Raw genomic sequence first — 22,430 nt, 5'->3', positions numbered from 1 at the left:
ACCACTAATGCGGCCGGGCCGGTGGCGGCGGATCTTCGCCGAACGCCTCGCGGTAGGCCGAGACGAACTGCGCAACGTCACGGAACCCACAAGTCCAGGTGACGGCTTCCACACTGGCCTCGCGTCTGAGCAGACGTGCGCGCGCCTCCTGCAACCGCGCCCGCTTGAGATAATCGAACGGCGAATAGCCCCGGCGCTTGCGCGATGTTTGAAAAAGGCTGCGGCCACTAAGACCGCTCGCGGCGACAAGATCCTCGAGCGGCAATGGCCTGTCCCAATGCGCCTCGATATGCGCCTCGGCCGCACGCAGCTGCCGTTCGTCGCCGTCGCGGACGTCGGACTCGAGCAAATGACTGCAATTGTGACGGTTGGCGATCAGGAACATCACCATTAAGGTTTGCTCGAACTCCGCCAGAACCAATGGCGGCAGAACAAGACCCGCATCGACCTGCGCGACCAGAAACATGAAATTCTGCCGCAGACTTCGCGCCAGCGGCGCATTCAAATCGTGACGTGGCTCGAACGTCAAAGGTCCGCTCACGCACGTTCCGGCCAGCGCCGATAGCTTTGCGCATGCGGCACGCTCGTCGACCAACAGCATCAACCGTTCATACCCGGGCGCCGCGAGCACCCCGTATTCGCTCGCATGCGCCGAGACCACGGCACCGCCGTCGCGTCCAACGACGACGGTCGTGCCGTCCACGGTTACTTCCGCGCTCTGTCCGACCGGATAGATCTGCGAGATGATCTTCGGCTCGGGATTCTGGAAGCGGATCGCGGCACCATAGCGGCCATAACTGATGCCGACGCGGTCCATGCGATAGTGGTTCTGCACCGCCCCGAGCGGGCGGTCGCGGCCGATCTGCTCCACCACCGGATTGGAAAGCAGACGGGCCAGCGCGCGGCACAACGCATCGAGCTTGTCGGTCCGCACCAGAGGATATGCCGTGAGAAATTCGGCGCCCGTCACCAGCCGGCTCCGTGCTTCGCGCGCACTTGCGCCGCATACTCCAAGGGGGAATAACCCCGGAATTTTCTGAAGGAGCGGAAAAGACTAAAGGCGTTCACGCCGACGATGTCGGCAAGTTGCTCCAATGTGACCGGACGATCCCAATACGCCTCGATGTATTCCTCGACGCGGCGGATCTGCCAAAGCGCAGCCTCCACCGCATCGTCTTGCATCAAGTGACTGTAGTTATGCCGATGGGCATGCAAGAACATCGTCATCAGCAGCTGCTCGGTCTGCATTTCCCACCATGGCGGCAGCGGAGCCACGGCGGCGCTCAGCGTATCCACCAGGACCGGCAGATATTGCTGTAGGACCTTCGCCTCCGGGCGCGTGCCGTCGAAGATGGGCTCGACCTGCAGCGGCTCGTCGACGACGGCGCCGGTCATGGCGACGAGCTTGTCGGTCAGAGCCTGCTTGTCGATCTTGAGGACGAGCATCTCGTAGTCGGCGCCGTAATGAACGCGGAATCCCGAGTCGGGGGAGATCGTCGCGCTGCCGCCGGCGAACAACGGCAACGTCGAATGCTGCGAGAACAGCGCGCCCGTGCCGCGCACCGGCAGCATCTGCACAAAGTAATTGGCGGGAGGAAACTCGAAATCGATGGGCACGCCGAACCGGCTATAGACCAGCCGCACATTGCGCAGCCGGCACTCATTCAACACCGCCCGAACGCCGCCGTCGGAAACCGGCGAAGCGAGCGTCGGCTTCACGTAGATGCGGGCCAGACCCTCGCGTGCCTCCTCGACATCGAAGGTGCGAATGACCGGGAAATTGTCCAGCGGCCTGATCGAGTCCATCGTCATCCAAATTGCCAAGCGGCCGCTATCGGTCGATCGCTGCGGTTATATAGAGGTTGAGAATCGACGGAGTCGAATCGTCGCCGGCCGCCCGCTGTGGTTATCGACTCCGTTATTATCAAGCAATGAATCCGGTGCGATAATGCCACGTATTCAAGCTGCTTCGGCCCGCAGCCATCGCGGCAGCAATTCGACCAATCGGAACGCATCTGTCGGCGCCGCACTCTTCTGATCGTTGTCGAAGTAGACATAGACATCGCGGCCCTCGCGCCGCCAAGCCGCGATCTTGCGCGCCCATGTGCGCAACTCGGCATCAGGGTAATGCCCCCTGTAACGGCCACCCGGCCCGTGTCCGCGCACGTAGACATGCGACGCGGTCGCGACCCACGGCGCGGGCGCATCGTGATGATCCGACAGACAGAGCGCGATATCGTGGCGGCGGAGCAGGTCGCAGACCTCGTCGGTGTACCAACTACGGTGGCGGAATTCGAAGGCATACCGCCGGCGCTTCGACAGCAACTTGATGAACGATTTCAATCGATCAGCATCGGCTTCGAACCGCGGCGGCAGCTGAAAAAGTACCGGCCCCGCTTTCGGCCCGAGGACTCTCAGGCGCTCCTCGATCAGCGCCAGGGAGTTGCGCGACTTGTCGCTAAGCCGCTTCCAATGCGTGATGAACTTCGACGCCTTCCACGCGAACACAAACCCGTCCGGCGTCTGATCGCGCCAGCCGCGCACCGTCTCGAGCGATGGCGTGCGATAGAAGACGCCGTTGAGTTCTGCGCTCGCAAACTGCGTGGCATAATAAGCGAGGTGATGCTTGACCATCACTTCCGGCGGGAAGAAGGGTCCGCGCCAGGAGGAATAGCTCCACCCCGACGTACCGATGAACAGCCCTGTCTGCTTGCTCGCCCTCTTCGCCATCGCGCCATGCCCGCTCCGAAACGCAACCCGGATTACCGTCGGAAGGTTGCACCCGGCACGCCAAATCCCCCAGAAATGGCCGCATTATCGCCCCGCAATGCGCACATCCCCTGCCTATCAGCGGCGCCGGTCGGGGGGCCAAGTATCGGGGAGTTCACTGTATGGTTGCACGACTGACCGCCGCGCTCTGCGGCGCAGCGATCATTTTTGCCGCGCCACTGGCGGCGCAGGCGCAATCGGGAATCGCGTCCATCTACGCCTATAAAGGCGGCAAGACAGCCAGCGGCGAACGCGCCACGCCCGGCCGCCTCACCGCCGCGCACCGCAGCCTGCCCTTCGGCACGCATGTGCGGGTCACCAACAAACGCAACGGCCGCAGCGTCGTCGTGCGCATCAATGACCGCGGGCCGTTCGTCCGCGGGCGCATCATCGACCTCACGCCTGCCGGCGCACGCGCGCTCGGCTTCTCGGGGCTTGCTCCGGTGACGGTCGAAGTCGCCGGCTAAGTCGACGCTCGCGCGCCGCACGCGCCAGCGAGCGCTTCACGCGACGACAGCGTCCGGCGTTCACCGACAAAGACAGGCGCCCTCGAGTGCCTGTCTTTTTTCTTTCATGCCAGAGTCGCGAACGCTTCAAATCGTCTGTGTCATCGCGTGCCGCGAACGGCGTCTACTCGCGCCGTTCGAATCATTTGAAGAGAAGTTTACAGTTACTTGCGTGATACCGCCTTCAGCGTTGAACCGCATGTTGGTCACCAACGAATGCGCGATAAGCGCATGGAACTGGAATGGCAGTGATGCGCCTCCCAGAATTGACCGGTTCCAAACGGCGACCTATCGTTTGAATTGGATCTGGCTGGGCAGGCTTTTCATTTCATGTCGACCGATAGCGCGTTCACCGCAACGCGACGTCACTTCCTGACGTCTGCTGCCGCAATCTCACTCGTCACCGTTTCGACTCACGTGCGCGCGCAATCGATCTCCGGCGTGCTGCCGTGGCAACCGTTCGCGGCGGAGCCACCAACGCCGATTGGACCGCAAGGCTGGGTGTTCTTCACACCGGCGGAAGCCGCCGCGGTCGAAGCCATCGTCGATCGTCTCATTCCGACGGACGACCTCAGCATCGGCGGCAAGGAAGCCGGCTGTGCCGTCTTCATCGATCGGCAGCTTGCCGGCAGTTACGGCAGCTCGAGCCGCCTCTACATGAAGGGCCCCTTCCTGCCGGGTCTGCCGACGCAGGGCTATCAAGGCAAGGAAACGCCTGCCGCGCGCTATCGCGAAGGCCTTGCCGCCATCGACGCCTATTTGCGCAAGACGATGAACGGCCGCAGCTTCGTGCATCTGAATGCGGACGAACAGGACCAGTTCCTGAAGGCCATGGAAGCCGGCAAGGTCGATCTCGGCGGCGGCATCAACGCGACGCGCCTGTTCGACCTGATCCTCGGCAATACCATGGAAGGCTTCTTCGCCGATCCGATCTACGGCGGCAACCGCGACATGGTCTCGTGGAAGATGATCGGTTTCCCCGGCGCGCGTTACGATTATCGCGACCGCATCAGCAAGCACAATCAACGCTACCCGCTGGGACCAGTCTCCATCGCGGGCGGCCGGCCCGAATGGTCGCGGTAGGAGTCGAACGGCATGGCCCGTAAACTGCCCCCGAAGGATGTCGTGATCGTCGGCCTTGGCTGGACCGGCGCGATCCTCGCACACGAATTGACCGAAGCCGGTCTCGACGTCGTCGCGATCGAGCGCGGGCCATGGCGCGACACGGCCACCGACTTCAACATCGGCTACGCGCCGGACGAATTGCGCTATTCCGTGCGCCGCGACCTGTTCCTGCAGCCGGCGCAGGAAACGCTGACCATGCGCAATACGTCGTCGCAGACCGCGCTGCCGATGCGCGACTTCGGCTCGTTCCTGCCCGGCACCGGCGTCGGCGGCGCCGGCACCCATTGGAACGGTCACACCTGGCGCTTCTTCCCGAGCGACTTCAATCTCAAGAGCCATCTCACCGAGCGCTACGGCGCGGCACGGATCGCCAATCTCACCATTGAGGATTGGGGCCTCAGCTACGACGAGCTCGAGAGTTCGTACGACCGGTTCGAGTACCTGGCCGGCATCTCCGGCAAGGCCGGCAATATCCAGGGCAAGTTGCAGGACGGCGGCAATCCGTTCGAAGGCGTGCGGCAACGCGAATATCCACTGCCGGCGATGCAGATGAGCTACGCCCCGACCTTGTTCGCCGAGGGCGCACGTTCGATCGGCTTCCATCCGTTCCCGACGCCGTCGGCCAACCTATCGAAAGCCTATGTGAACCCGCTCGGCATCGCCATGGGCCAATGCACGGCCTGCGGTTTCTGCGAGCGCTTCGGTTGTGCCAATTACTCGAAGGCCAGCGCACACACGACCATTCTGCCGGTGCTGATGCGCAAGCCGAACTTCGAGGCCCGCTGCAGTAGTGAAGTGTTGCACGTCAATCTCGACGCCACGCGCAAGATGGCCAAGAGCGTCACCTACGTCGATGCTTCGGGCGAGGAGTGGGAGCAGCCCGCCGACCTCGTGCTGCTGTGCGCCTATGGCCTGCACAATGCGCGGCTGATGATGCTGTCCGGCATCGGCAAGGTCTACGATCCCTCGACCGGCGAAGGCACGGTCGGCCGCAATTATTGCTATCAGACCAATGCCGGCGTGCAGCTCTTCTTCGACGACAAGAATTTCAATCCCTTCATCGCCTCTGGGGCACTCGGCCAAACGGTCGACGACTTCAACGGCGATGCGTTCGACCACGGCTCGGTCGACTTCGTCGGCGGCGCCGGCATCAACTGCATCCCGACCAATGGACGGCCGATTGGTTATCGTCCCGTGCCGCCGGGCACCCCTCGCTGGGGCAGCGCCTGGAAAAAGGCGACGGCGGAAAACTATCTGAGCGTGCTCGGCTTCAGCTCGCAAGGATCGAGCTACGCGACGCGCGGCAACTATCTGGACCTCGATCCGACCTATACGGACCGCTTTGGCCGGCCTCTGATGCGGATGACCTTCGACTTCCCCGATAACGATATCCGCATGTCGCATTGGGTCAGCGATCGCATGGAGGAGATCGGCAAGGCGCTCAAGCCGCGTCAGATGGTCTCGTCGCGCCGGCAGAAGTCGTGGAATTCCGTGCCTTATCAGAGCACGCACAATACCGGCGGCGCGATCATGGGCACCGATCCGAAGAAGAGCGCGGTCAACCGCTATCTGCAGAGCTGGGACGTGCCGAACGTGTTCGTCATCGGCGCTTCCGCCTTCCCGCAGAACGCCGGCAAGAACCCGACCGGCACGGTCGGCGCGCTGGCCTTTTGGGCGGCCGACGCCATCCGCGACAAGTACCTTCGCAATCCCGGCGCGCTGGTGTCCGCATGAGATTGTCATTCGCCTTCGCTGCGGCCACCGCGCTGATCGCGAGCTTCGGTGCCAATGCCGCCGAGAATCAGTTCGATCAACTCGAACGCGGGCGTTACATGGCCGTGCTCGGCGATTGTGCCGGCTGCCATACGCTGCCGGGCGGCGCGCCTTTCGCGGGCGGCGTCGCGTTGCAGACGCCGTTCGGCAAGTTGGTCGCGCCCAACATCACGCCGGATCCGGAGACCGGCATCGGCAACTGGTCGGCGGAAGACTTCCGGCGGATGATGAAGACCGGCATCGGTCACAACGGCATTCGCCTCTATCCGGCGATGCCTTACCCCGCCTATAGCCGCATGAGCGACGGCGACATCGGCGATCTCTGGGTCTATCTGAACGCGCTGCAGCCCGTGAAGAACGCGGTCGTGGCCAATCAGCTGCCATTCCCCTTCAACATCCGATTGTCGCTGATCGGCTGGAACTGGCTGAATTTCACGCCGGCCGACTTCACGCCCAATCCGCAGAAATCGGCGGAGTGGAATCGCGGCGCTTATATCGTCGAGGGTCCCGGGCATTGCGGCGTGTGTCACTCGCCGAAGACCTGGTCGGGCGCCGACAAGACCAACGTCGCGCTCGCGGGTGAAGTGCTGCAAGGCTGGATGGCGCCGAAGATAACGTCCGCGCCGCGTGACGGTCTCGGCCAATGGAGCCTCGACGACATCACCGGTTATCTCAAGACCGGGACCAACCGTTTCGACATCGCCTCCGGCCCGATGGCCGAAGTGGTCAGCAACTCGACCTCGAAGATGACCGACGCCGATTTGCGCGCCGTCGCGGTCTATCTGAAGGACCTGCCCGGCGAAACCCAAACACGGAGCGCAATCGCCGCCGACAGCGCGGCGATGCGCACGGGCGCGGCAATCTACGCCGACAACTGCTCGGCCTGTCACGGCGGCAACGGCGAAGGTACGCCCAAGTTGTTCCCGCGCCTTGCCGGCAACGCGCTGACGCAGCAAGCGGACGCCACGAGCCTGATCCGCGTCGTGCTCGCAGGCAGTCAAGCCGGGGCGACACATGCGGCGCCGACCGCGCCGGCGATGCCGTCGCTCGCCTGGCGCCTCAACGACGCCCAGGTCGCGGATGTGCTGACCTATGTGCGCAACACCTGGGGCAATGCCGCGACCGCCGTGCCGGCCGAAGACGTCGCGAAGCTCCGAAGGCAATTGCAGTCCGGCAACTGACGCATGCAGCGTAGCGCCTTGCGCCGGCGCTACTGCTCGATCTTCACGTCGGCTTTCACGACCAAGTCGCCCATGCGCTTGGTCTCGGCCTCCATCAGCGACTTGAACTCGGCCGCCGTGCCGCTTGCCGGCGTGACGTAGACCTTTTCCAGGCTCGCGCGATAGTCCGGCTGCTGCGCGATCGCTCTGGCTTCCGCGTTCAGTTTGTCGACGATCGCTTGCGGCGTACCGGTCGGCGCCAGCAGACCGAACCAGCCGACGAACGTAAGGTCGTCGTAGCCCAGTTCCTTGGTGGTCGGCACATCGGGCAATCCGGCCGCGCGCTTGGGCCCGGTGACCGCCAGCGCCTTGAGCTTGCCGGCCGCGAGCATGCCGGTGATCGGCGGCACGCCTGCGACCACCATGTCGACGCGGCCGGTCATCACGTCCTGGAATGCGGTCGGAAACGCCCGATAGGGAACGTGCGTCATCTTGAGATTTTCGTTGATGCGCAGCAACTCACCCAGCAGATGCAGATTGGTGCCGACGCCGGGCGAAGCGAACGTGAAGGTGCGGCCCTTTTTGGATGCTTCGATGAAGTCCTTCAGCGAGTCGATACCGAGCGACGGCGATACCACGAAGGCATTGTCGATGGCGCCGAGCAGCGAGATCGGTACCAGCGCCTTGTTCGGATCGAAGTTGCGCTTGGGATAAAGATGCACCAGGACGGCGTTGGTGTCTTTCGAGCCCAGGAACAACGTATAGCCGTCCGGCTTCTGCTGCGCGGCATATTCGGTGCCGATCAATCCGCCCGCGCCGAGCTTGCTTTCCACCACAACCGGCTGCCCGACGCGCTTCGACAACGCGTCGGCGAATTGCCGCGCGATGAGGTCCGGCGTGGTGCCGGCCGCAAACGGACAGACGATGGTAATGGCGCGCGACGGATAGGTCTCTTGCGCATGGGCCGGCACTATGAGCGCGACAAGCGCCAGCAGGATCAGACGCACCATGAGCCGTTCTCCCCGATTTTCTGTTTTTGCGCCGGCTTGTGAGCGCCGGCTGCCGGCCACGGTCTCACAATTAGAATTTAAAGTCCATACTTATGCCCTTTATGTCGCCGCAATCCGTCCACACGCATGGGCTAGCAATCTTTTATCGAGCGGAGCCGGGAGACGCTTCCATGCGCCATGCGTGCGCGCTTGCTGTCATCATCAACTGCTTCTGGGCCGGCGTGGCATCGGCGCAGGAGGATCTGTTCAAGGACCGGCCGGCTTTATCGCTCGGCGATCAACCGGCGCAGCGATCGGCCACTTGCAGCGAAGTGCGCGCCATGACCGAGGGCCTGCCCGACACCGATATGAGAATAGACCTGTCGATTGTCGGCGTGCTCGAACTCGTGAAGACCGACGGCGCCCTCTGGTATTTCGGCATGTGCGCGCCACCGCATGTGCGCGTGCTTTGCGTCGCCTACCAGGAGAACGGCATGAAGGTCGGCGACAAGGTCTACATGAAAGGTGGATTCCGCCGCCTGGGTCCGAACAATATCGTGCTCGATCCATGCCTCGCCAATTGGCCGGAGGACAACGAGAACCAAAGCGACGACAGCGATGGCAACTAGCCATCCGGCCGGGCCCGCGCGTGAGCCCGATTGGCGAATAGCTGGAAACCACAGTATCCCTGGCCCCATGACGGCATCGCGAAAGCCATGCTAAAGACCCCGCATATTCGAACGCTCGCCGGGACCATGTCCAAGACGCCTGTACTCAAAGACTTCCGCCGCATCGTCGTTAAGGTCGGCTCCGCGCTTCTCGTCGACCATGCGGCGGGGGGCCTTAAGCGCGACTGGCTCGACGGGCTCTGCGCCGATATCGCCGACATCCACGGCCGCGGCCGCGACGTTCTGGTGGTGTCCTCCGGCGCGATCGCGCTGGGGCGTGCCGTGCTCGGCCTGCCGCGCGGCGCGCTCAAGCTCGAGGAGGCGCAGGCCGCCGCCGCGGTCGGGCAGATCGCGCTCGCGCGTGCGTGGTCGGAGGCGCTCGGCGCGCATGGCATCACCGCCGGTCAGGTGCTCGTGACCCTCGGCGATACCGAGGAGCGCCGCCGTTATCTCAACGCGCGCTCGACCGTCGCGAAGCTGCTCGAATGGAAGAGCGTGCCGGTGATCAACGAGAACGACACCGTCGCGACCACCGAGATCCGCTACGGCGACAACGACCGCCTGGCGGCGCGCGTCGCCACCATGGTGAGCGCGGACCTGCTCGTCCTGCTGTCCGACATCGACGGGCTTTACGACAAGCCGCCGGCGCATAACCCTGACGCCAGGCTGGTGCCGGTGGTGCCGCGCATCTCCGCGGAGATCGAAGCCATGGCGGGGGCTTCCGGCTCCGAGCTCTCGCGCGGCGGCATGGTGACCAAGATCGAAGCCGGCAAGATCGCGACCACCGCCGGCACCCATATGGTGATCGCCTCCGGTCACGTGCAAAGGCCGCTCAAACGCATCGCCGATGGCGGGCCGTGCACCTGGTTCCTGACGCCGGCCAATCCCGTCACCTCGCGCAAGAAATGGATCGCCGGTTCGCTTGAGCCGCGCGGCGCGCTGCATATCGACGCCGGCGCGGTGCGCGCATTGCGTTCGGGCGCGAGCCTGTTGCCGGCCGGTGTCACCAAAGTGGAAGGCGCGTTCGAACGCGGCGATGCAGTGATCGTGCGCGGCCCCGATGGCGCCGAGGTCGGCCGCGGCCTCATCGCCTACGACGCGCTCGATGCCGAGAAGGTCAAAGGCCGGTCATCGGCCGACGTGCGCGATTTGCTGGGCTACGAAGGCCGCACCGAAATGGTGCACCGGGACGACCTGGCCCTCGCCGGGGAATAACTGTCGTCAGCCGAGCCCGGCGTGGCGCTTTGCAAACGCGATAAGCGTGGCAAGGCCCTCACGCGCCGCTGCCGCCTGCGGATCGCGCGTGATGAACATATGCGGCGCGCCGACATATTTGTGCAGGTCGATCTGGCCGCCATGCGCGCGATAGCTGGCGGCGAACATGTCGGCCCGCGCGTGCTCGACGTTTTCGTCGGCCGTCCCCTGCAGCATCAACAGCGGCGGCAAGCGCTCGACCTCGCCGCGATCGAGCATCATCTGCGGATTGGCCTTTTCCATCGCCGCTTCATCCGGCCAGAAGGCGTGATGCGCGTTGACGAGATTCGAAATGCCTCTCGCCGTCGCCATGCGGTAGCGCGCGAGCGGATCGGCCACCGGCCAGCATGTGATGGCGAATGCGAGTTCGCCGTCTTGGCCGCGCGGCGTTGCATCCGGCGGCGCGTGATCGTCCGGGCGCAACACAGTGGTCAGCAACAGATGGCCACCGCTCGACGTGCCGATGCCGCCGAAAACCGTCGGCGTGAAGCCGAGTTGCGCCGCATTGGCCTTGAGCCAGCGAATGGCGAAGGCGACGTCTTCCAACGCGGCCGGATAGCCCGCGACCGGCGGCATCCGGAAATCAATCGCAAAGACCGCAATGCCGGCCTCGGCCAAAGCGCGGTCAATCACGGTGTTATTGAGCCGGTCGCCGCTGGTCCAGCCGCCGCCATGGACGTCGATCATTACCGGAAAGCGCGTTCCACCGGCCGGGCGGTAAAGACGGCCCAACAGCGTCAGGCCATCGATGCGGCGATACTCGAGATCAGTCGTCTGAACGGCATCGTCGGCTTGCATGCGTCATCCCATATCGGACGGTGTCCGGCTGATGGCCGCGTTCAATACAGGAAAGTCGCACGCGTCACAGGGTTGGCGTGCGGCGGCGATCAATTTGATGTCGGGAAAGGAGGGGCCGCTCGGGGCGGCTCACATCTCGGCAGTGGAGCGGCGCGCGGCGGACGGCGCCGACATCCGCGACAATCTGATCCACGTGACGTTTTGGCGGATTGCCCGGGGCAAACGCCTGAGCTTCATTTGGCGGCATGGGGCCGTGAGCGAACAGCGCACCGCAATGCATCCCCCATGCCGCTGACGGCATCGATCAACCGACACAACTACCCCCAGGGGCCCATGGGCCCCTTCTTTTTTTGTAAATTCAGGAACTTAGGCAGCGCGCCGCTTGCCGCGGCGGCGCACGGGCGGCCGCTCGGGCTGCGGCGGCAGCCGCACTTTGGTGCCGTCGGGAAACTCGAGATAGCGCTTAACCTCGCCGTCGCGGCCTTCGACGATGAACTTGGTACCGACCGGAAAGCGGCTGGGAAGCCGGCTGAGACGATACGCCATGTGACCCTCCTCACTTGCGCCCACGTTCGGGACGCAAATTCAAGTTGCTGCCAGCGTGACAGCTCAATGTGTAGGTCAATTGATCGGTTTCGCGTCGTGGCGCGTTGCCCCCGCTGTCCCCGATATCCCCACGGCGGGTCGCAGCTATGCCGGCTTTACCGGCATCTCGCAGGCGGAACAGCGACGTGTTAGGTAAGCCCTTCGGGGCCGTGCACGTATGGCCCGGATATTTGGAATTTCGATGACAGCGCCGCTGAAAAGCATTGATGGAACTGGCGATATTTCCGTCCTGATGGCCGGCATCGGCCGCGAGGCGCGCGCCGCCGCGCGCGTTCTGGCGCTTACCCCGGCCGAGCAGAAGGACCGGGCCCTGACGGCCATGGCCGCGGCCGTGCGCGCCCGGAAGGCGGCAATCCTGGCCGCCAACGCCGAAGACATCGCCGAGGCCAAGGCCGGCGGCGCCGCCAAGGCCTATCTCGACCGCCTGGCGCTGAACGAAGCCCGCGTCGAGGGCGTCGCCGCCGGCATCGAAGTCGTGGCCGCGCTGAAGGATCCGGTCGGCCAAGTCACCGAGGCCTGGACCCGGCCGAACGGCATGCGCGTCGAGCGCGTGCGGGTGCCGCTGGGCGTCATCGGCATCATCTACGAGAGCCGGCCCAACGTGACGGCCGACGCCGGTGTGCTGTGCCTCAAGGCCGGCAATGCCGCGATCCTGCGCGGCGGCTCGGACTCGGCCCGCTCCTCACGCGCCATCCACGCCGCGCTGGAGGAAGGCCTGCGCGCCGCCGGTCTGCCCGAGGCGGCGATCTCGTTGGTGCCGACCCGCGATCGCGCCGCAGTCGGCGAGATGCTCGCCGGGCTGGACGGCAATATCGACGTCATCGTGCCCCGTGGCGGCAAGGGCCTGGTCGCGCGCGTCCAGGCCGAGGCGCGCGTGCCGGTGTTCGCCCATCTCGATGGCAATGTGCATGTCTACATCGACAAAGCTGCGTCGCTCGACATGGCGAAGACGATCGTTCTAAACGCGAAGATGCGTCGCACCGGCGTCTGCGGCGCGGCGGAGACCTTGCTGGTCGATCGCGCCTGCGCGGCCACGCACCTGAAGCCGCTGATCGAAATGCTGCTCGATGCCGGCTGCGAAATCCGCGGCGACAAGGCCGTGCAGGCGGTCGACAACCGCGTAAAGCCGGCGAGCGAAGAAGATTGGTCGACCGAATATCTCGACGCCATCATCGCCGCCAAGGTGGTCGACGGCATCGACGATGCGATCGCGCACATCGAGCGCTACGGCTCGCACCATACCGACGCGATCATCACCGACGACCAGGCCGCCGCTGACAAGTTCCTCGCCCAGGTCGACTCGGCGATCGTGCTGCACAACGCCTCGACCCAGTTCGCCGATGGCGGCGAATTCGGCTTCGGTGCCGAGATCGGCATTGCCACCGGACGCCTGCATGCCCGCGGGCCGGTCGGCGCCGAACAGCTCACCACATTCAAATACCGCATCCGCGGCACCGGTCAGATACGGCCGTGAATTCTCAAGAACTAGACCGCTCCGAGCGCGTCCTGCCCCCCCACGCGCCCGGCATGAGAATCGGGCTGTTCGGCGGAACGTTCGACCCGCCGCATCGCGCCCATCTCGCCGCGTCGCTGCTCGCGCTCAAGCGCCTGAAGCTCGATCGCGTATGGTGGCTCGTGACCCCGGGCAACCCGCTCAAGAATACCCGGAACCTGGCGCCGCTCTCGGAGCGCATCGCCGCCGCCCGCGCGCTGACGCACCATCCGCGTATCGACGTCACCGGCCTCGAGGCTGTCATCAAGACGCGGTACACCTACGACACCATCTCCTGGCTGCGCGCCCGCTGCCCGGGCGTGCGCTTCGTCTGGATCATGGGCGCGGACAATCTGCGGAGCTTCCACCGATGGCAGAGGTGGCGCGGCATTGCGAACCTGGTTCCGATCGTGGTCGTCGACCGCCTGGGCCCAAGCCTCTATGCCGGCGCCAGCCCGGCCGGCCAGGCGTTGCGTACCTTCCGCTTGCCCGAGCAGGCAGCCACCACCCTGCCCGACCGGAAAGCGCCGGCCTGGGCCTTCCTGCACGGTCTGAAGTCGCCGCTCTCGTCCACGGCCCTGCGCGCTTTACGCGACGAGCCCAGCCCCGCCGATTGATCGACCGGCGCCTGGAAAAAACCGCCGAAATCGCTATCTTTACCTTGGTCCCGGTTTCAACCGGGTCGAGTGCGACAACCTGAAAGGACGAGCACCCCTGGCTACACAGGCACTCTCTCGGGCAGCGAAGAAGACCGCACCCGAAACCGTCTCCAATGCCCTCAGCGCGCAGGAGACACTCCGCATTGCCCTCGCCGCCGCCGAAGACATGAAGGCCGAGGACACTGTCAGCATCGACCTCGCCGGCAAGACTTCGATCGCCGATTACATGGTGGTGACCAGCGGACGATCGGACCGCCATGTCATCTCGGTGGCCGATCGCGTGGTCAAGGACCTGGAAAAAGCCGGCGTGAAACGCATCCGCGTTGAAGGCGCCAAGCAAGGCGATTGGGTCCTGATCGATGCGGGCGATATCATCGTCCATGTGTTCAAGCCCGAGGCGCGCGAGTTCTACAACCTCGAAAAGATGTGGTCGGGCACGCCCGACGCACGCCGTCCGAGCTGATACAGTCCGGCCGCGATGCGTATTGTCGTGGCTGCCATTGGACGTCTGAAGGGCGCGGAAACCGAGCTTTCCGAGCGCTATCGGAAGCGCGCGGCGCAAACCGGCCGCCAGCTCGGCTGGCGCGACGTTGAAATCGTCGAAATCCGCGAAAGCCGCGCCGACGACGCCAATAAACGCATGCTCGAAGAGTCCATTGCCCTGGCCAATGTCATTCCGCAGGGCGCAGCCGTCGTCCTGCTGGACGCGCGCGGCGACAACCTCGACAGCACGGCCTTTGCCAACCAGCTGGCGCAATGGCGGGCCGCCGACAAGCCGGCCACGGTTTTCATCATCGGCGGCGCCGACGGGCTGGCGCCCAGCCTGAAGGACAAGGCGACCCTGCGGCTCGCCTTCGGCACGGCGACCTGGCCGCATCAAATGGTCCGGGCGATGCTTCTGGAACAGATATACCGCGCGGCCACGATCCTGACCGGCCATCCCTATCATAGGGCGTGAATCGATTTAACTCGCCGACCCCGATTTGGTCTTAATCGCAGCGCAAGAACCACCGCAATGACCTTGCCGTCCCATATTGCGGGCGTAACGTGACTGCGATGCCCTGCTTAAGCGAATCGCTCCGTTTCAGCTCGTATGCCGCGCTGGTTGCGGCTCTTATGCTGCCGCCGCCGAGCGCGAAGGCACAGGTGCGCCGCCCGCTGGTTCTGGCCCAAGCGGATGCCGCCGATAAAGCCGATACGCTCAAGCAGCGCGAAAGCGAGTTGCAGGCCGCGCGCGATGCGCAGCGTCAATCGGCCGAAGCCGAGGCCGCGCTCAAGCGTGAAATCGAGCAGATTGGTGCCGACCGCCGCAAGCTCAACGAGGCACTGATCGACACGGCCACCAAGCTGCGGAGTGTCGAGGCGAAGATCACCGCCACCGAAGAGCGGCTGAAACCGCTCGACGCCAACGAGCAGGTCATTCGCAAATCGCTGGAAGGGCGCCGCGCCGTCATCGGCGAAGTGCTGGCCGCCTTGCAACGCATCGGCCATCGTCCGCCGCCGGCGCTGATCGCAAGTCCCGAAGATGCGCTGCAAGCCGTGCGGACGGCCATGGTTCTCGGTGCCGTCCTGCCCGAAATGCGCCAGCAGGTCGATGCGCTGGCGCGCGACCTGCTGGGTCTCGTTTCCGTGCGCAAGCAGATCGCCACCGAACGCGAGCAACTCAATGCCGAAGTCGCTTCGCTCAATCAGGAGCGCACGCGCATGAGCGCGTTGGTCGACGAGCGTCAGCGCCAGGAAGCCGACCGCGAGAAGGCGCTCGCCGCCGAGCGCACGCGCGCCACCGACCTCGCGCGCCAAGTCGACAATCTCAAAGATTTGATCGCCAAACTCGAGCAGGGCCTCGATGCCTCGACGCGTGCGGCGCGCGAGGGCAACCGTGGCGATTCCAGGGGTGCGCTGTCGGCGCTGCACGATCCCGGCCGCCTTTCACCGGCCGTCGCTTTCGCATCGCTGCGCGGACGAGTTCCGGTTCCGGTTAACGGCGTCAAATTGAAGGAATACGGCGCCCCCGATGGTATCGGGGGAGTGGAGAAGGGCCTGTCCATCGCCACGCGCGCCGGGGCTCAGGTTACCGCGCCCGCCGACGGCTGGGTTGTCTATGCAGGGCCGTTCCGTTCCTACGGCCAACTCTTGATCCTCAATGTCGGCGGCGGGTATCATGTGTTGCTCGCCGGGATGGAGCGGATTTCAGTCGACCTCGGTCAATTCGTGCTGACTGGGGAGCCCGTTGCAATGATGGGAAATGGCTCCCATCTTGCCGCTGTCCTCGCGACTGGATCCAACCAGCCGGTGCTCTACATCGAATTTCGTAAAGACGGGGCTCCCGTCGACCCCGGCCCATGGTGGGCTGCTGGTGAAGGTGAAAAGGTTCGCGGATGATGCGCAAGACCTCCCTTATTCTGCTCGGCGCGGCGGCGGGTGCAGCAATGACGCTGCTCGCGGTTTCGCCCCGCGTAGTTTTCGTCGGCGCCAACGCCCAGGCCGCGGTCGCCGACACCTACCGCCAGCTCAATCTCTTCGGCGATGTCTTCGAGCGTGTACGCGCCGACTACGTCGAGAAACCGGACGACGCCAAGTTGGTCGAATCGGCGATCAACGGCATGCTCGCCGGTCTCGATCCGCACTCGAGCTACATGGACGCCAAGAGCTTCCGTGACATGCAGGTGCAGACGCGCGGCGAGTTCGGCGGTCTCGGCATCGAAGTCACCATGGAAGATGGCCTGATCAAGGTCGTGGCGCCGATCGACGATACGCCCGCCGCGAAGGCCGGCGTGCTCGCCAACGACGTCATCACCAAGCTCGACGACGACCAGGTACAGGGCCTCACGCTCAACCAGGCGGTCGAGAAGATGCGCGGCCCGGTGAACACCAAGATCAGGCTCACCATCATGCGCAAGGGCCAGGACAAGCCGGTCGAGGTGTCGATCACGCGCGACATCATCCGCGTGCGCTCGGTGCGCTCGAATGTCGAAGGCGACGATGTCGGCTACATCCGCCTGACGCAGTTCAACGAGCAGACCACCGACGGCCTGAAGAAGGCGATCGCGGACATCTCGGCGAAGATCAGCGACGACAAGCTCAAGGGCTACGTCCTCGACCTGCGCAACAACCCGGGCGGCCTGCTTGATCAGGCGATCTCGGTGTCGGACGCGTTCCTGCAGAAGGGCGAGATCGTGTCCACCCGCGGCCGCAATGCCGAGGAGACGCAACGTTTCAATGCCCGCCCCGGCGACCTCACGAAGGGCAAGCCGGTGATCGTGCTGGTCAACGGCGGTTCGGCCTCGGCCTCGGAAATCGTCGCCGGCGCGCTGCAGGACCACAAGCGCGCGACCATCCTCGGCACGCGTTCGTTCGGCAAGGGCTCGGTGCAGACCATCATCCCGCTCGGCTCCGGCAACGGCGCGCTGCGGCTGACTACGGCGCGCTACTACACGCCGTCGGGCCGTTCGATCCAGGCCAAGGGCATCACGCCGGACATCGAAGTGCAGCAGGACGTGCCGGACGACCTCAAGGCCAAGACCGACACCAAGGGCGAAGCTTCGCTGCGCGGCCACCTCAAGGGTGACGAGGGCAAGGAGCAGACCGGCTCGCAGTCCTACGTGCCGCCGGATCCGAAGAACGACAAGGCGCTCACGATGGCGGTCGACCTGCTGCGTGGCGTGCAGGTGAACTCGGCCTTCCCGCCGAACGCGAAGACCCCGATCCCGAACTGATCCGGGACCGGACAAGCAATCTCCAAGGGCGGCCGCAGGGCCGCCCTTTTTGTTTCAAGGCGTCACTTCGTTCGCTTCGCCGGCGGGAGAAGGACCACGGCGTGATAGAGTCGCGCGATGATTCGCCAGGATCGCCGCCGTGGCCCCGGATGACCTGAACGCGCCGCTGGGCCAGGACAAATCGAAGAAGCCGTCGAAGCTGGGGAAGCCTTCGATCGGCATTCCGCAACTGTTGGCAGGCGCGCTCGCACTCTCGGGCGTCGTCGTGATCGGTTGGGCCGCCTTCGTCGACGATCCGCTCGGCGGCGAGCCGATGGCGGTGGTGTCGACGAAGCCTGAACCCGGCGCCGCCGTCGATGCGAGCGCGCCCGAAGCAGCCGTCGCCAAGATCGCCCCATCGGAAACGCCGGCGCCGCCTCCGAACGGCACAAAGACCGTGACCATCATCGACGGCTCGAGCGGCAGCCGTCAGGAAGTCGCCATTCCAGGCAACCAGTCCGGCGCAACGCCAGCGGCACCGAGGATGTCGGCCGATCCGAAGCTGCTGGAGACCACGCGTCACGGCGCCATTCCGAAGATCGGCGCCGATGGCGCGCGCCCGTCCATCGTCTATGCCAAGCCGCGGCAACTCTCCGCTGCGGAGAAGAACATCCCGCGCATCGGCATCATCGTCGGCTCCGTCGGCATCAGCGCCTCCGGCACCGCCGACGCGTTTTCGAATCTGCCGGCCGCGGTGTCCTTTGCGATCGCCCCCTACGGCGCCGATATCGACAAGCTTGCCGCGCGGGCACGCAGCGAGAACCACGAAGTTCTTCTGCAAGTGCCGATGGAGCCGTTCGACTTTCCGAACAACGATCCCGGCCCCCAGACACTGCTCGCATCGCTCACCAGCGACCAGAATATCGACCGCCTGCATTGGCTGATGAGCCGGTTCCAGGGATATGTCGGGCTGATGAACTACATGGGTGCGCGGTTCGTAACCTCCGAGCAAGCGCTCGGCCCGGTAATGCGCGATGTCGCCAAGCGCGGCTTGATCTTCGTCGACGATGGCGCGTCCTCGCGCAGCGTCGCCGGGCAACTCGCCGGCGGCCAGAACCTGCCTTTCGCCAAGACCGACATCGTGCTCGACGCCGTGCCGACGGCCGTGGAGATCGACCGGGCACTGGCGCGGCTCGAAGCCATCGCGCGCGACAATGGTAGCGCCGTCGGCCTTGCGACCGCGCAGCCGGCCACCGTCGCGCGCCTCGCCGAATGGGCCCAGAAGGTCGAGAGCCGTGGCTTCGTGCTGGTGCCGATCACGATGATCGCGGTGAAGCCGAAGTCGTCGTAACGGCGAATAGGGCATAGCGAGTAGCGAATAGAGGGCGTAGCTTGCGAGCACTCTTTGCCACTCACTATTCACTGGTTCGACGTCATGCGCTCCTACGAAGCCCTCCCTTATCGCCCTTGCGCCGGCATCACGGTGTTGAACCGTGCCGGCTTGGTGTTCGTCGGCCGCCGCGCGGGCGGTCCTGAGCATGTCGACCGCACGCATGTCTGGCAGATGCCGCAAGGCGGCATCGACGACGGCGAAGACGCCTATCAGGCGGCGCTGCGCGAGCTCTATGAGGAGACGAACATCCAGTCGGTCGAGAAGCTCGGCGAAATTCCCGACTGGCTCACCTACGACCTGCCACCCGAAATCGCGGGCGAGGCCTGGGGCGGCAAATATCGCGGCCAGAAACAGAAGTGGTTCGCACTGCGTTTCGTCGGCGAGGACCGCGAGATCAACATCACCACACCCGCGAACGGCCACCATCCGCCGGAGTTTATCGATTGGCGTTGGGTGAAGATGAGCGAACTGCCGGATTTGGTGGTGCCGTTCAAGCGCGCCGCCTACGAGCGGATCGTCGCCGAATTCCAGCACCTCGTTTAGGTCGCAGCGCCTTTCATCAGTCGCATCGCGGTCACTTTGCCGCGGCTCTGCGGGACATTGAGCCGCAGCATTCCGCCTTGGCGCCGCCCTGACCGCTTCCTAGCTGATCCGCTCGGACGTAGGACAAGGGAGGCTTTATGTTCGATGCGAAGAGTTTGCTCGACCACTTCATCGGCGGTCAGCAGCAAGCAGGGCCCGGCAGGCAGAACAGCGGCGATCTCCTGCAGCAGGCGACGCAAACGCTGGGCGGCTTCGGCGGTGGCGCGCTGACCGGCGGCCTCGCTGGGCTGCTGCTCGGCTCGAAAGGCGGCCGCAAGCTCGCCGGCAACGCACTGACCTATGGCGGCCTGGCGGTCGCCGGCGCGCTCGCTTATCGGGCCTATCAGAACTATCAGGCCGGCAAGGCGGCTACGCCCGCCGCCTCCGCGCAGCCCCCGCTGCTGCCGCCGCCGGCGGACACGCCCTTCAATCCGGCGAGCGAGGCGGGGCAACAGGCGCTTGGACGCAACCTTTTGCGTGCGATGATCGCCGCCGCGAAATCCGACGGTCACATCGATGCGGCCGAGCAAGGCACTATCTTCGCGCAGATGGACAAGCTCAACGTCAGCGCGGAGGACAAAGCCTTCGTCATGGACGAACTGCGCAAGCCGCTCGACGTCGACGCGGTGGCTGGTGCCGCGCGCACGCCCGAGGAGGCCGCCGAGCTCTATACGGTGTCGCTGATGGCGATCGACGTCGATAATCCGGCCGAGCGCGCCTATCTGTCTTTGCTCGCCGCTCGTCTCGAGCTTGACGAAAAGCTCGTCGCTCACTTGCACGCGAGCGTCGAAGGCGCGACGCAACCGGCCCGCATTTCTTGAGTGGCCGACGTCGGGTCCCCACTTTTGCGGGGACGAACGGGAGCAGACAGAGTCCGCAGCCCAAAAAGACAAGGTCGCCGGAATTTCTTCCAGCGACCGCTGATGTCGACGATGGCGTCAGCCGTGCTTAATGCGCCGCCGTGCCGATCAGATGGCGATCGATCGTCTTGTAGTGGTCGAGGCGCTCGATCAGCTTGTCGAGTTCCGAGCCGGCCGAAGTCTTGGCGATGCGCTGCTCGAGCTCGCTGATGCGCGTCGTGATCGTGGCGCGGTCGATGTCGGCGACGTTCTCGGCGACGTCCGCGAGCACGGTCAGACCTTCGGGCGACACTTCGGCGAAGCCGCCAAGCACGACGATCTTCCGCTCACCGTTCGCGCCGCGCACGGTCAGGATACCCGGCCGCAATGTCGCGACCAGTGGCGAATGACCGGCGAGCACGCCGAAGTCACCCTCGGCGCCGGGGACATCCACCTGGTCGACCTCGCCGGAGAACAGGAGCTTTTCCGGCGAAACGAGATCGAAATGAAAAGTGGCCATAGCAGCCTCTACAAATCCCTAGCCCTGTCCCTCATCCTGAGGAGAGCGCGAAGCGCTCGTCTCGAAGGATGAGGCCGAGGTCCTCATCACCTCATCCTTCGAGACGCGGGCCTGACGGCCCGCTCCTCAGGATGAGGTAACTGAACGCGAAATTACGCCGCTTCCGCCGCGAGCTTCTTGCCCTTCTCGACGGCTTCTTCGATCGTGCCAACCATGTAGAAGGCGGCTTCCGGCAGGTAGTCGTACTTGCCTTCCACCAGGCCCTTGAAGCCCTTGATGGTGTCGGCGAGGTCGACGAACTTGCCCGGCGCGCCGGTGAACACTTCGGCGACGTGGAACGGCTGCGACATGAAGCGCTCGATCTTGCGGGCGCGCGCCACGGTCAGCTTGTCCTCTTCCGACAGCTCGTCCATGCCGAGAATGGCGATGATGTCCTGGAGCGCCTTGTAGCGCTGCAGCACCTGCTGCACCTGACGGGCAACCGCGTAATGCTCCTCACCGACGACCAGCGGCGACAGCATGCGCGAGGTCGAGTCGAGCGGATCGACAGCCGGATAGATGCCCTTGGCGGCGATGTCACGCGACAGCGTGGTGGTCGCGTCCAAGTGGGCGAACGAGGTCGCCGGCGCCGGGTCGGTCAAGTCGTCGGCCGGCACGTAAATCGCCTGCACCGAGGTGATCGAACCCTTGGTCGTGGTGGTGATGCGCTCCTGCAGCGCGCCCATGTCGGTCGCGAGCGTCGGCTGGTAGCCCACCGCCGAAGGAATACGGCCGAGCAGCGCCGACACTTCCGAACCGGCTTGCGTGAAGCGGAAGATGTTGTCGACGAAGAACAGCACGTCCTGGCCCTTGTCGCGGAAATCCTCCGCGATGGTCAGGCCGGTGAGCGCGACGCGCGCGCGCGCGCCCGGCGGTTCGTTCATCTGGCCGAACACGAGGGCGCACTTGGAGCCTTCGCCGCCGCCCTTCTTGTTGACGTTCGATTCGATGAACTCGTGATAGAGGTCGTTGCCTTCGCGGGTACGCTCGCCGACGCCGGCGAACACCGAGTAACCGCCGTGGGCCTTGGCGACGTTGTTGATCAGTTCCTGAATGAGCACGGTCTTGCCGACGCCGGCGCCGCCGAACAGGCCGATCTTGCCACCCTTGGCATAGGGCGCGAGGAGATCGACGACCTTGATGCCGGTGACGAGGATCTGCGCTTCGGTCGACTGGTCGGTGTAGGCCGGGGCCGGCTGATGGATGGCGCGCTTGGCGGTCGCCTTCACCGGACCGGCTTCATCGATCGGCTCGCCGATGACGTTGATGATGCGGCCGAGCGTGGCCTCACCGACCGGCACTGCGATCGGCGCCTCGGTGTCGGTGACTTCCTGGCCGCGCACCAGACCTTCGGTGACGTCCATGGCGATGGTGCGCACGGTGGATTCACCGAGATGCTGCGCGACCTCGAGGACCAGGCGGTTGCCGCCGTTGTTGGTTTCGAGCGCGTTCAAAATCGCCGGCAGGTGGCCTTCGAACTGAACGTCGACGACGGCGCCGATCACCTGGGTGATCTTGCCGGACTTGTTGGAGCCCTGTGCTGTGGCCATGCTGTCCTCTTAC

General features: G+C 64.9%; 24 protein-coding genes. 16 read left to right on the top strand and 8 right to left on the bottom strand.

Annotated features, from left to right (window positions below; all coding sequences use genetic code 11):
• Positions 1-4: 4 nt before the first annotated feature.
• The 3 genes from DW352_RS20225 to DW352_RS20215 all read right to left on the bottom strand — a co-directional run bounded on the left by DW352_RS20225 (position 5) and on the right by DW352_RS20215 (position 2,730).
• Complete coding sequence (locus DW352_RS20225) at positions 5-970, bottom strand: AraC family transcriptional regulator (protein ID WP_115693026.1); 966 nt, start codon at positions 968-970, stop codon at positions 5-7.
• Entirely contained in the window at positions 967-1,719 is a 753-nt protein-coding gene (locus DW352_RS20220) for a cupin domain-containing protein (protein WP_162827079.1), read from the bottom strand. The genes DW352_RS20225 and DW352_RS20220 overlap by 4 nt, the downstream gene beginning before the upstream one ends.
• A gap of 240 nt (positions 1,720-1,959) precedes the next feature.
• The gene (locus DW352_RS20215) at positions 1,960-2,730 is read right to left on the bottom strand and encodes a DUF72 domain-containing protein (protein WP_115693024.1); all 771 of its coding nucleotides are present in this window, start codon (positions 2,728-2,730) and stop codon (positions 1,960-1,962) included.
• Between the two features lie 161 nt (positions 2,731-2,891).
• Here DW352_RS20215 and DW352_RS20210 point away from each other — a divergent pair, with 161 nt between their 5' ends.
• From DW352_RS20210 to DW352_RS20195, 4 genes are all read left to right on the top strand, one after another.
• Entirely contained in the window at positions 2,892-3,236 is a 345-nt protein-coding gene (locus DW352_RS20210; protein ID WP_115693023.1) for a septal ring lytic transglycosylase RlpA family protein, read from the top strand.
• A 369-nt stretch (positions 3,237-3,605) separates the two neighbouring features.
• Positions 3,606-4,358, top strand: coding sequence for a gluconate 2-dehydrogenase subunit 3 family protein (locus DW352_RS20205; RefSeq protein ID WP_115694513.1), 753 nt, complete (start codon positions 3,606-3,608; stop codon positions 4,356-4,358).
• Between the two features lie 12 nt (positions 4,359-4,370).
• On the top strand, positions 4,371-6,134 hold the full coding sequence (locus DW352_RS20200) for a GMC family oxidoreductase (protein ID WP_115693022.1): 1,764 nt from the start codon (positions 4,371-4,373) through the stop codon (positions 6,132-6,134).
• A complete protein-coding gene (locus tag DW352_RS20195; RefSeq protein ID WP_115693021.1) occupies positions 6,131-7,354 on the top strand; it encodes a cytochrome c in 1,224 nt (407 codons plus the stop codon). The genes DW352_RS20200 and DW352_RS20195 overlap by 4 nt, the downstream gene beginning before the upstream one ends.
• A 29-nt stretch (positions 7,355-7,383) precedes the next feature.
• Here DW352_RS20195 and DW352_RS20190 read toward each other — a convergent pair whose 3' ends face one another.
• Positions 7,384-8,343, bottom strand: a complete 960-nt coding sequence (locus DW352_RS20190) for a Bug family tripartite tricarboxylate transporter substrate binding protein (RefSeq protein ID WP_115693020.1) — start codon at positions 8,341-8,343, stop codon at positions 7,384-7,386.
• Positions 8,344-8,513: 170 nt separating this feature from the next.
• On the opposite strand from DW352_RS20190, the gene DW352_RS20185 reads away from it, so the two are divergent.
• Both DW352_RS20185 and proB read left to right on the top strand, forming a co-directional pair.
• Entirely contained in the window at positions 8,514-8,951 is a 438-nt protein-coding gene (locus DW352_RS20185; protein WP_115693019.1) for a hypothetical protein, read from the top strand.
• A gap of 126 nt (positions 8,952-9,077) precedes the next feature.
• Positions 9,078-10,205: a glutamate 5-kinase gene (gene proB / locus DW352_RS20180; RefSeq protein ID WP_115693018.1), complete on the top strand. Its 1,128-nt coding sequence runs from the start codon at positions 9,078-9,080 to the stop codon at positions 10,203-10,205.
• Positions 10,206-10,211: 6 nt separating this feature from the next.
• On the opposite strand, the gene DW352_RS20175 is transcribed toward proB, so the two are convergent.
• Entirely contained in the window at positions 10,212-11,042 is an 831-nt protein-coding gene (locus DW352_RS20175) for an alpha/beta hydrolase (RefSeq protein WP_115693017.1), read from the bottom strand.
• A gap of 31 nt (positions 11,043-11,073) precedes the next feature.
• Between DW352_RS20175 and DW352_RS20170 the strand changes: the two genes are divergently transcribed.
• On the top strand, positions 11,074-11,337 hold the full coding sequence (locus DW352_RS20170) for a hypothetical protein (protein WP_162827078.1): 264 nt from the start codon (positions 11,074-11,076) through the stop codon (positions 11,335-11,337).
• 71 nt (positions 11,338-11,408) lie between these two features.
• On the opposite strand, the gene DW352_RS20165 is transcribed toward DW352_RS20170, so the two are convergent.
• Positions 11,409-11,588 carry a hypothetical protein gene (locus tag DW352_RS20165; RefSeq protein ID WP_115693015.1) on the bottom strand — a complete coding sequence of 60 codons (180 nt, stop codon included), beginning with the start codon at positions 11,586-11,588 and terminating at the stop codon, positions 11,409-11,411.
• A 241-nt stretch (positions 11,589-11,829) separates the two neighbouring features.
• On the opposite strand from DW352_RS20165, the gene DW352_RS20160 reads away from it, so the two are divergent.
• The 9 genes from DW352_RS20160 (at position 11,830) to DW352_RS20120 (ending at position 20,290) form a co-directional block, all read left to right on the top strand.
• Positions 11,830-13,122, top strand: coding sequence for a glutamate-5-semialdehyde dehydrogenase (locus DW352_RS20160; RefSeq protein WP_115693014.1), 1,293 nt, complete (start codon positions 11,830-11,832; stop codon positions 13,120-13,122).
• Between the two features lie 53 nt (positions 13,123-13,175).
• Positions 13,176-13,757 (top strand): nicotinate-nucleotide adenylyltransferase, encoded by a 582-nt coding sequence (locus tag DW352_RS20155; RefSeq protein WP_115693013.1) that lies wholly within the window; start codon positions 13,176-13,178, stop codon positions 13,755-13,757.
• 208 nt (positions 13,758-13,965) lie between these two features.
• Complete coding sequence (gene rsfS, locus DW352_RS20150) at positions 13,966-14,262, top strand: ribosome silencing factor (RefSeq protein ID WP_425374618.1); 297 nt, start codon at positions 13,966-13,968, stop codon at positions 14,260-14,262.
• Positions 14,263-14,277: 15 nt separating this feature from the next.
• Complete coding sequence (gene rlmH / locus DW352_RS20145; RefSeq protein ID WP_115693011.1) at positions 14,278-14,757, top strand: 23S rRNA (pseudouridine(1915)-N(3))-methyltransferase RlmH; 480 nt, start codon at positions 14,278-14,280, stop codon at positions 14,755-14,757.
• 188 nt (positions 14,758-14,945) lie between these two features.
• A complete protein-coding gene (locus DW352_RS20140; RefSeq protein ID WP_342634879.1) occupies positions 14,946-16,181 on the top strand; it encodes a murein hydrolase activator EnvC family protein in 1,236 nt (411 codons plus the stop codon).
• Positions 16,178-17,515: a S41 family peptidase gene (locus DW352_RS20135; protein ID WP_115693009.1), complete on the top strand. Its 1,338-nt coding sequence runs from the start codon at positions 16,178-16,180 to the stop codon at positions 17,513-17,515. Before DW352_RS20140 ends, DW352_RS20135 begins: the two co-directional genes overlap by 4 nt.
• A 139-nt stretch (positions 17,516-17,654) precedes the next feature.
• Entirely contained in the window at positions 17,655-18,845 is a 1,191-nt protein-coding gene (locus DW352_RS20130; RefSeq protein ID WP_115693008.1) for a divergent polysaccharide deacetylase family protein, read from the top strand.
• Between the two features lie 84 nt (positions 18,846-18,929).
• Complete coding sequence (locus tag DW352_RS20125) at positions 18,930-19,430, top strand: RNA pyrophosphohydrolase (protein WP_115693007.1); 501 nt, start codon at positions 18,930-18,932, stop codon at positions 19,428-19,430.
• A 137-nt stretch (positions 19,431-19,567) separates the two neighbouring features.
• Positions 19,568-20,290 (top strand): tellurite resistance TerB family protein, encoded by a 723-nt coding sequence (locus tag DW352_RS20120; RefSeq protein ID WP_115693006.1) that lies wholly within the window; start codon positions 19,568-19,570, stop codon positions 20,288-20,290.
• A gap of 127 nt (positions 20,291-20,417) precedes the next feature.
• On the opposite strand, the gene DW352_RS20115 is transcribed toward DW352_RS20120, so the two are convergent.
• Both DW352_RS20115 and atpD read right to left on the bottom strand, forming a co-directional pair.
• Positions 20,418-20,828 carry a F0F1 ATP synthase subunit epsilon gene (locus DW352_RS20115; RefSeq protein ID WP_115693005.1) on the bottom strand — a complete coding sequence of 137 codons (411 nt, stop codon included), beginning with the start codon at positions 20,826-20,828 and terminating at the stop codon, positions 20,418-20,420.
• Positions 20,829-20,980: 152 nt separating this feature from the next.
• A complete protein-coding gene (gene atpD / locus DW352_RS20110) occupies positions 20,981-22,417 on the bottom strand; it encodes a F0F1 ATP synthase subunit beta (RefSeq protein ID WP_115693004.1) in 1,437 nt (478 codons plus the stop codon).
• Positions 22,418-22,430: the final 13 nt, after the last annotated feature.

This window comes from Pseudolabrys taiwanensis, assembly GCF_003367395.1.
Lineage (GTDB): Bacteria > Pseudomonadota > Alphaproteobacteria > Rhizobiales > Xanthobacteraceae > Pseudolabrys > Pseudolabrys taiwanensis.
Note: the sequence above shows the minus strand (reverse complement) of the source record. Positions and strands in the feature narration are given on the sequence as shown.

Bases quoted from the DNA above. Each gene is read 5' to 3' on its own strand.
- DW352_RS20215 (WP_115693024.1), bottom strand. From the start codon at position 2,730: ATGGCGAAGAGGGCGAGCAAGCAGACAGGGCTGTTCATCGGTACGTCG.
- DW352_RS20210 (WP_115693023.1), top strand. From the start codon at position 2,892: ATGGTTGCACGACTGACCGCCGCGCTCTGCGGCGCAGCGATCATTTTT.
- DW352_RS20205 (WP_115694513.1), top strand. From the start codon at position 3,606: ATGTCGACCGATAGCGCGTTCACCGCAACGCGACGTCACTTCCTGACG.
- DW352_RS20200 (WP_115693022.1), top strand. From the start codon at position 4,371: ATGGCCCGTAAACTGCCCCCGAAGGATGTCGTGATCGTCGGCCTTGGC.
- DW352_RS20195 (WP_115693021.1), top strand. From the start codon at position 6,131: ATGAGATTGTCATTCGCCTTCGCTGCGGCCACCGCGCTGATCGCGAGC.
- DW352_RS20190 (WP_115693020.1), bottom strand. From the start codon at position 8,343: ATGGTGCGTCTGATCCTGCTGGCGCTTGTCGCGCTCATAGTGCCGGCC.
- DW352_RS20185 (WP_115693019.1), top strand. From the start codon at position 8,514: ATGCGCCATGCGTGCGCGCTTGCTGTCATCATCAACTGCTTCTGGGCC.
- proB (WP_115693018.1), top strand. From the start codon at position 9,078: ATGTCCAAGACGCCTGTACTCAAAGACTTCCGCCGCATCGTCGTTAAG.
- DW352_RS20175 (WP_115693017.1), bottom strand. From the start codon at position 11,042: ATGCAAGCCGACGATGCCGTTCAGACGACTGATCTCGAGTATCGCCGC.
- DW352_RS20170 (WP_162827078.1), top strand. From the start codon at position 11,074: ATGGCCGCGTTCAATACAGGAAAGTCGCACGCGTCACAGGGTTGGCGT.
- DW352_RS20165 (WP_115693015.1), bottom strand. From the start codon at position 11,588: ATGGCGTATCGTCTCAGCCGGCTTCCCAGCCGCTTTCCGGTCGGTACC.
- DW352_RS20160 (WP_115693014.1), top strand. From the start codon at position 11,830: ATGACAGCGCCGCTGAAAAGCATTGATGGAACTGGCGATATTTCCGTC.
- DW352_RS20155 (WP_115693013.1), top strand. From the start codon at position 13,176: ATGAGAATCGGGCTGTTCGGCGGAACGTTCGACCCGCCGCATCGCGCC.
- rsfS (WP_425374618.1), top strand. From the start codon at position 13,966: ATGAAGGCCGAGGACACTGTCAGCATCGACCTCGCCGGCAAGACTTCG.
- rlmH (WP_115693011.1), top strand. From the start codon at position 14,278: ATGCGTATTGTCGTGGCTGCCATTGGACGTCTGAAGGGCGCGGAAACC.
- DW352_RS20135 (WP_115693009.1), top strand. From the start codon at position 16,178: ATGATGCGCAAGACCTCCCTTATTCTGCTCGGCGCGGCGGCGGGTGCA.
- DW352_RS20125 (WP_115693007.1), top strand. From the start codon at position 18,930: ATGCGCTCCTACGAAGCCCTCCCTTATCGCCCTTGCGCCGGCATCACG.
- DW352_RS20120 (WP_115693006.1), top strand. From the start codon at position 19,568: ATGTTCGATGCGAAGAGTTTGCTCGACCACTTCATCGGCGGTCAGCAG.
- DW352_RS20115 (WP_115693005.1), bottom strand. From the start codon at position 20,828: ATGGCCACTTTTCATTTCGATCTCGTTTCGCCGGAAAAGCTCCTGTTC.
- atpD (WP_115693004.1), bottom strand. From the start codon at position 22,417: ATGGCCACAGCACAGGGCTCCAACAAGTCCGGCAAGATCACCCAGGTG.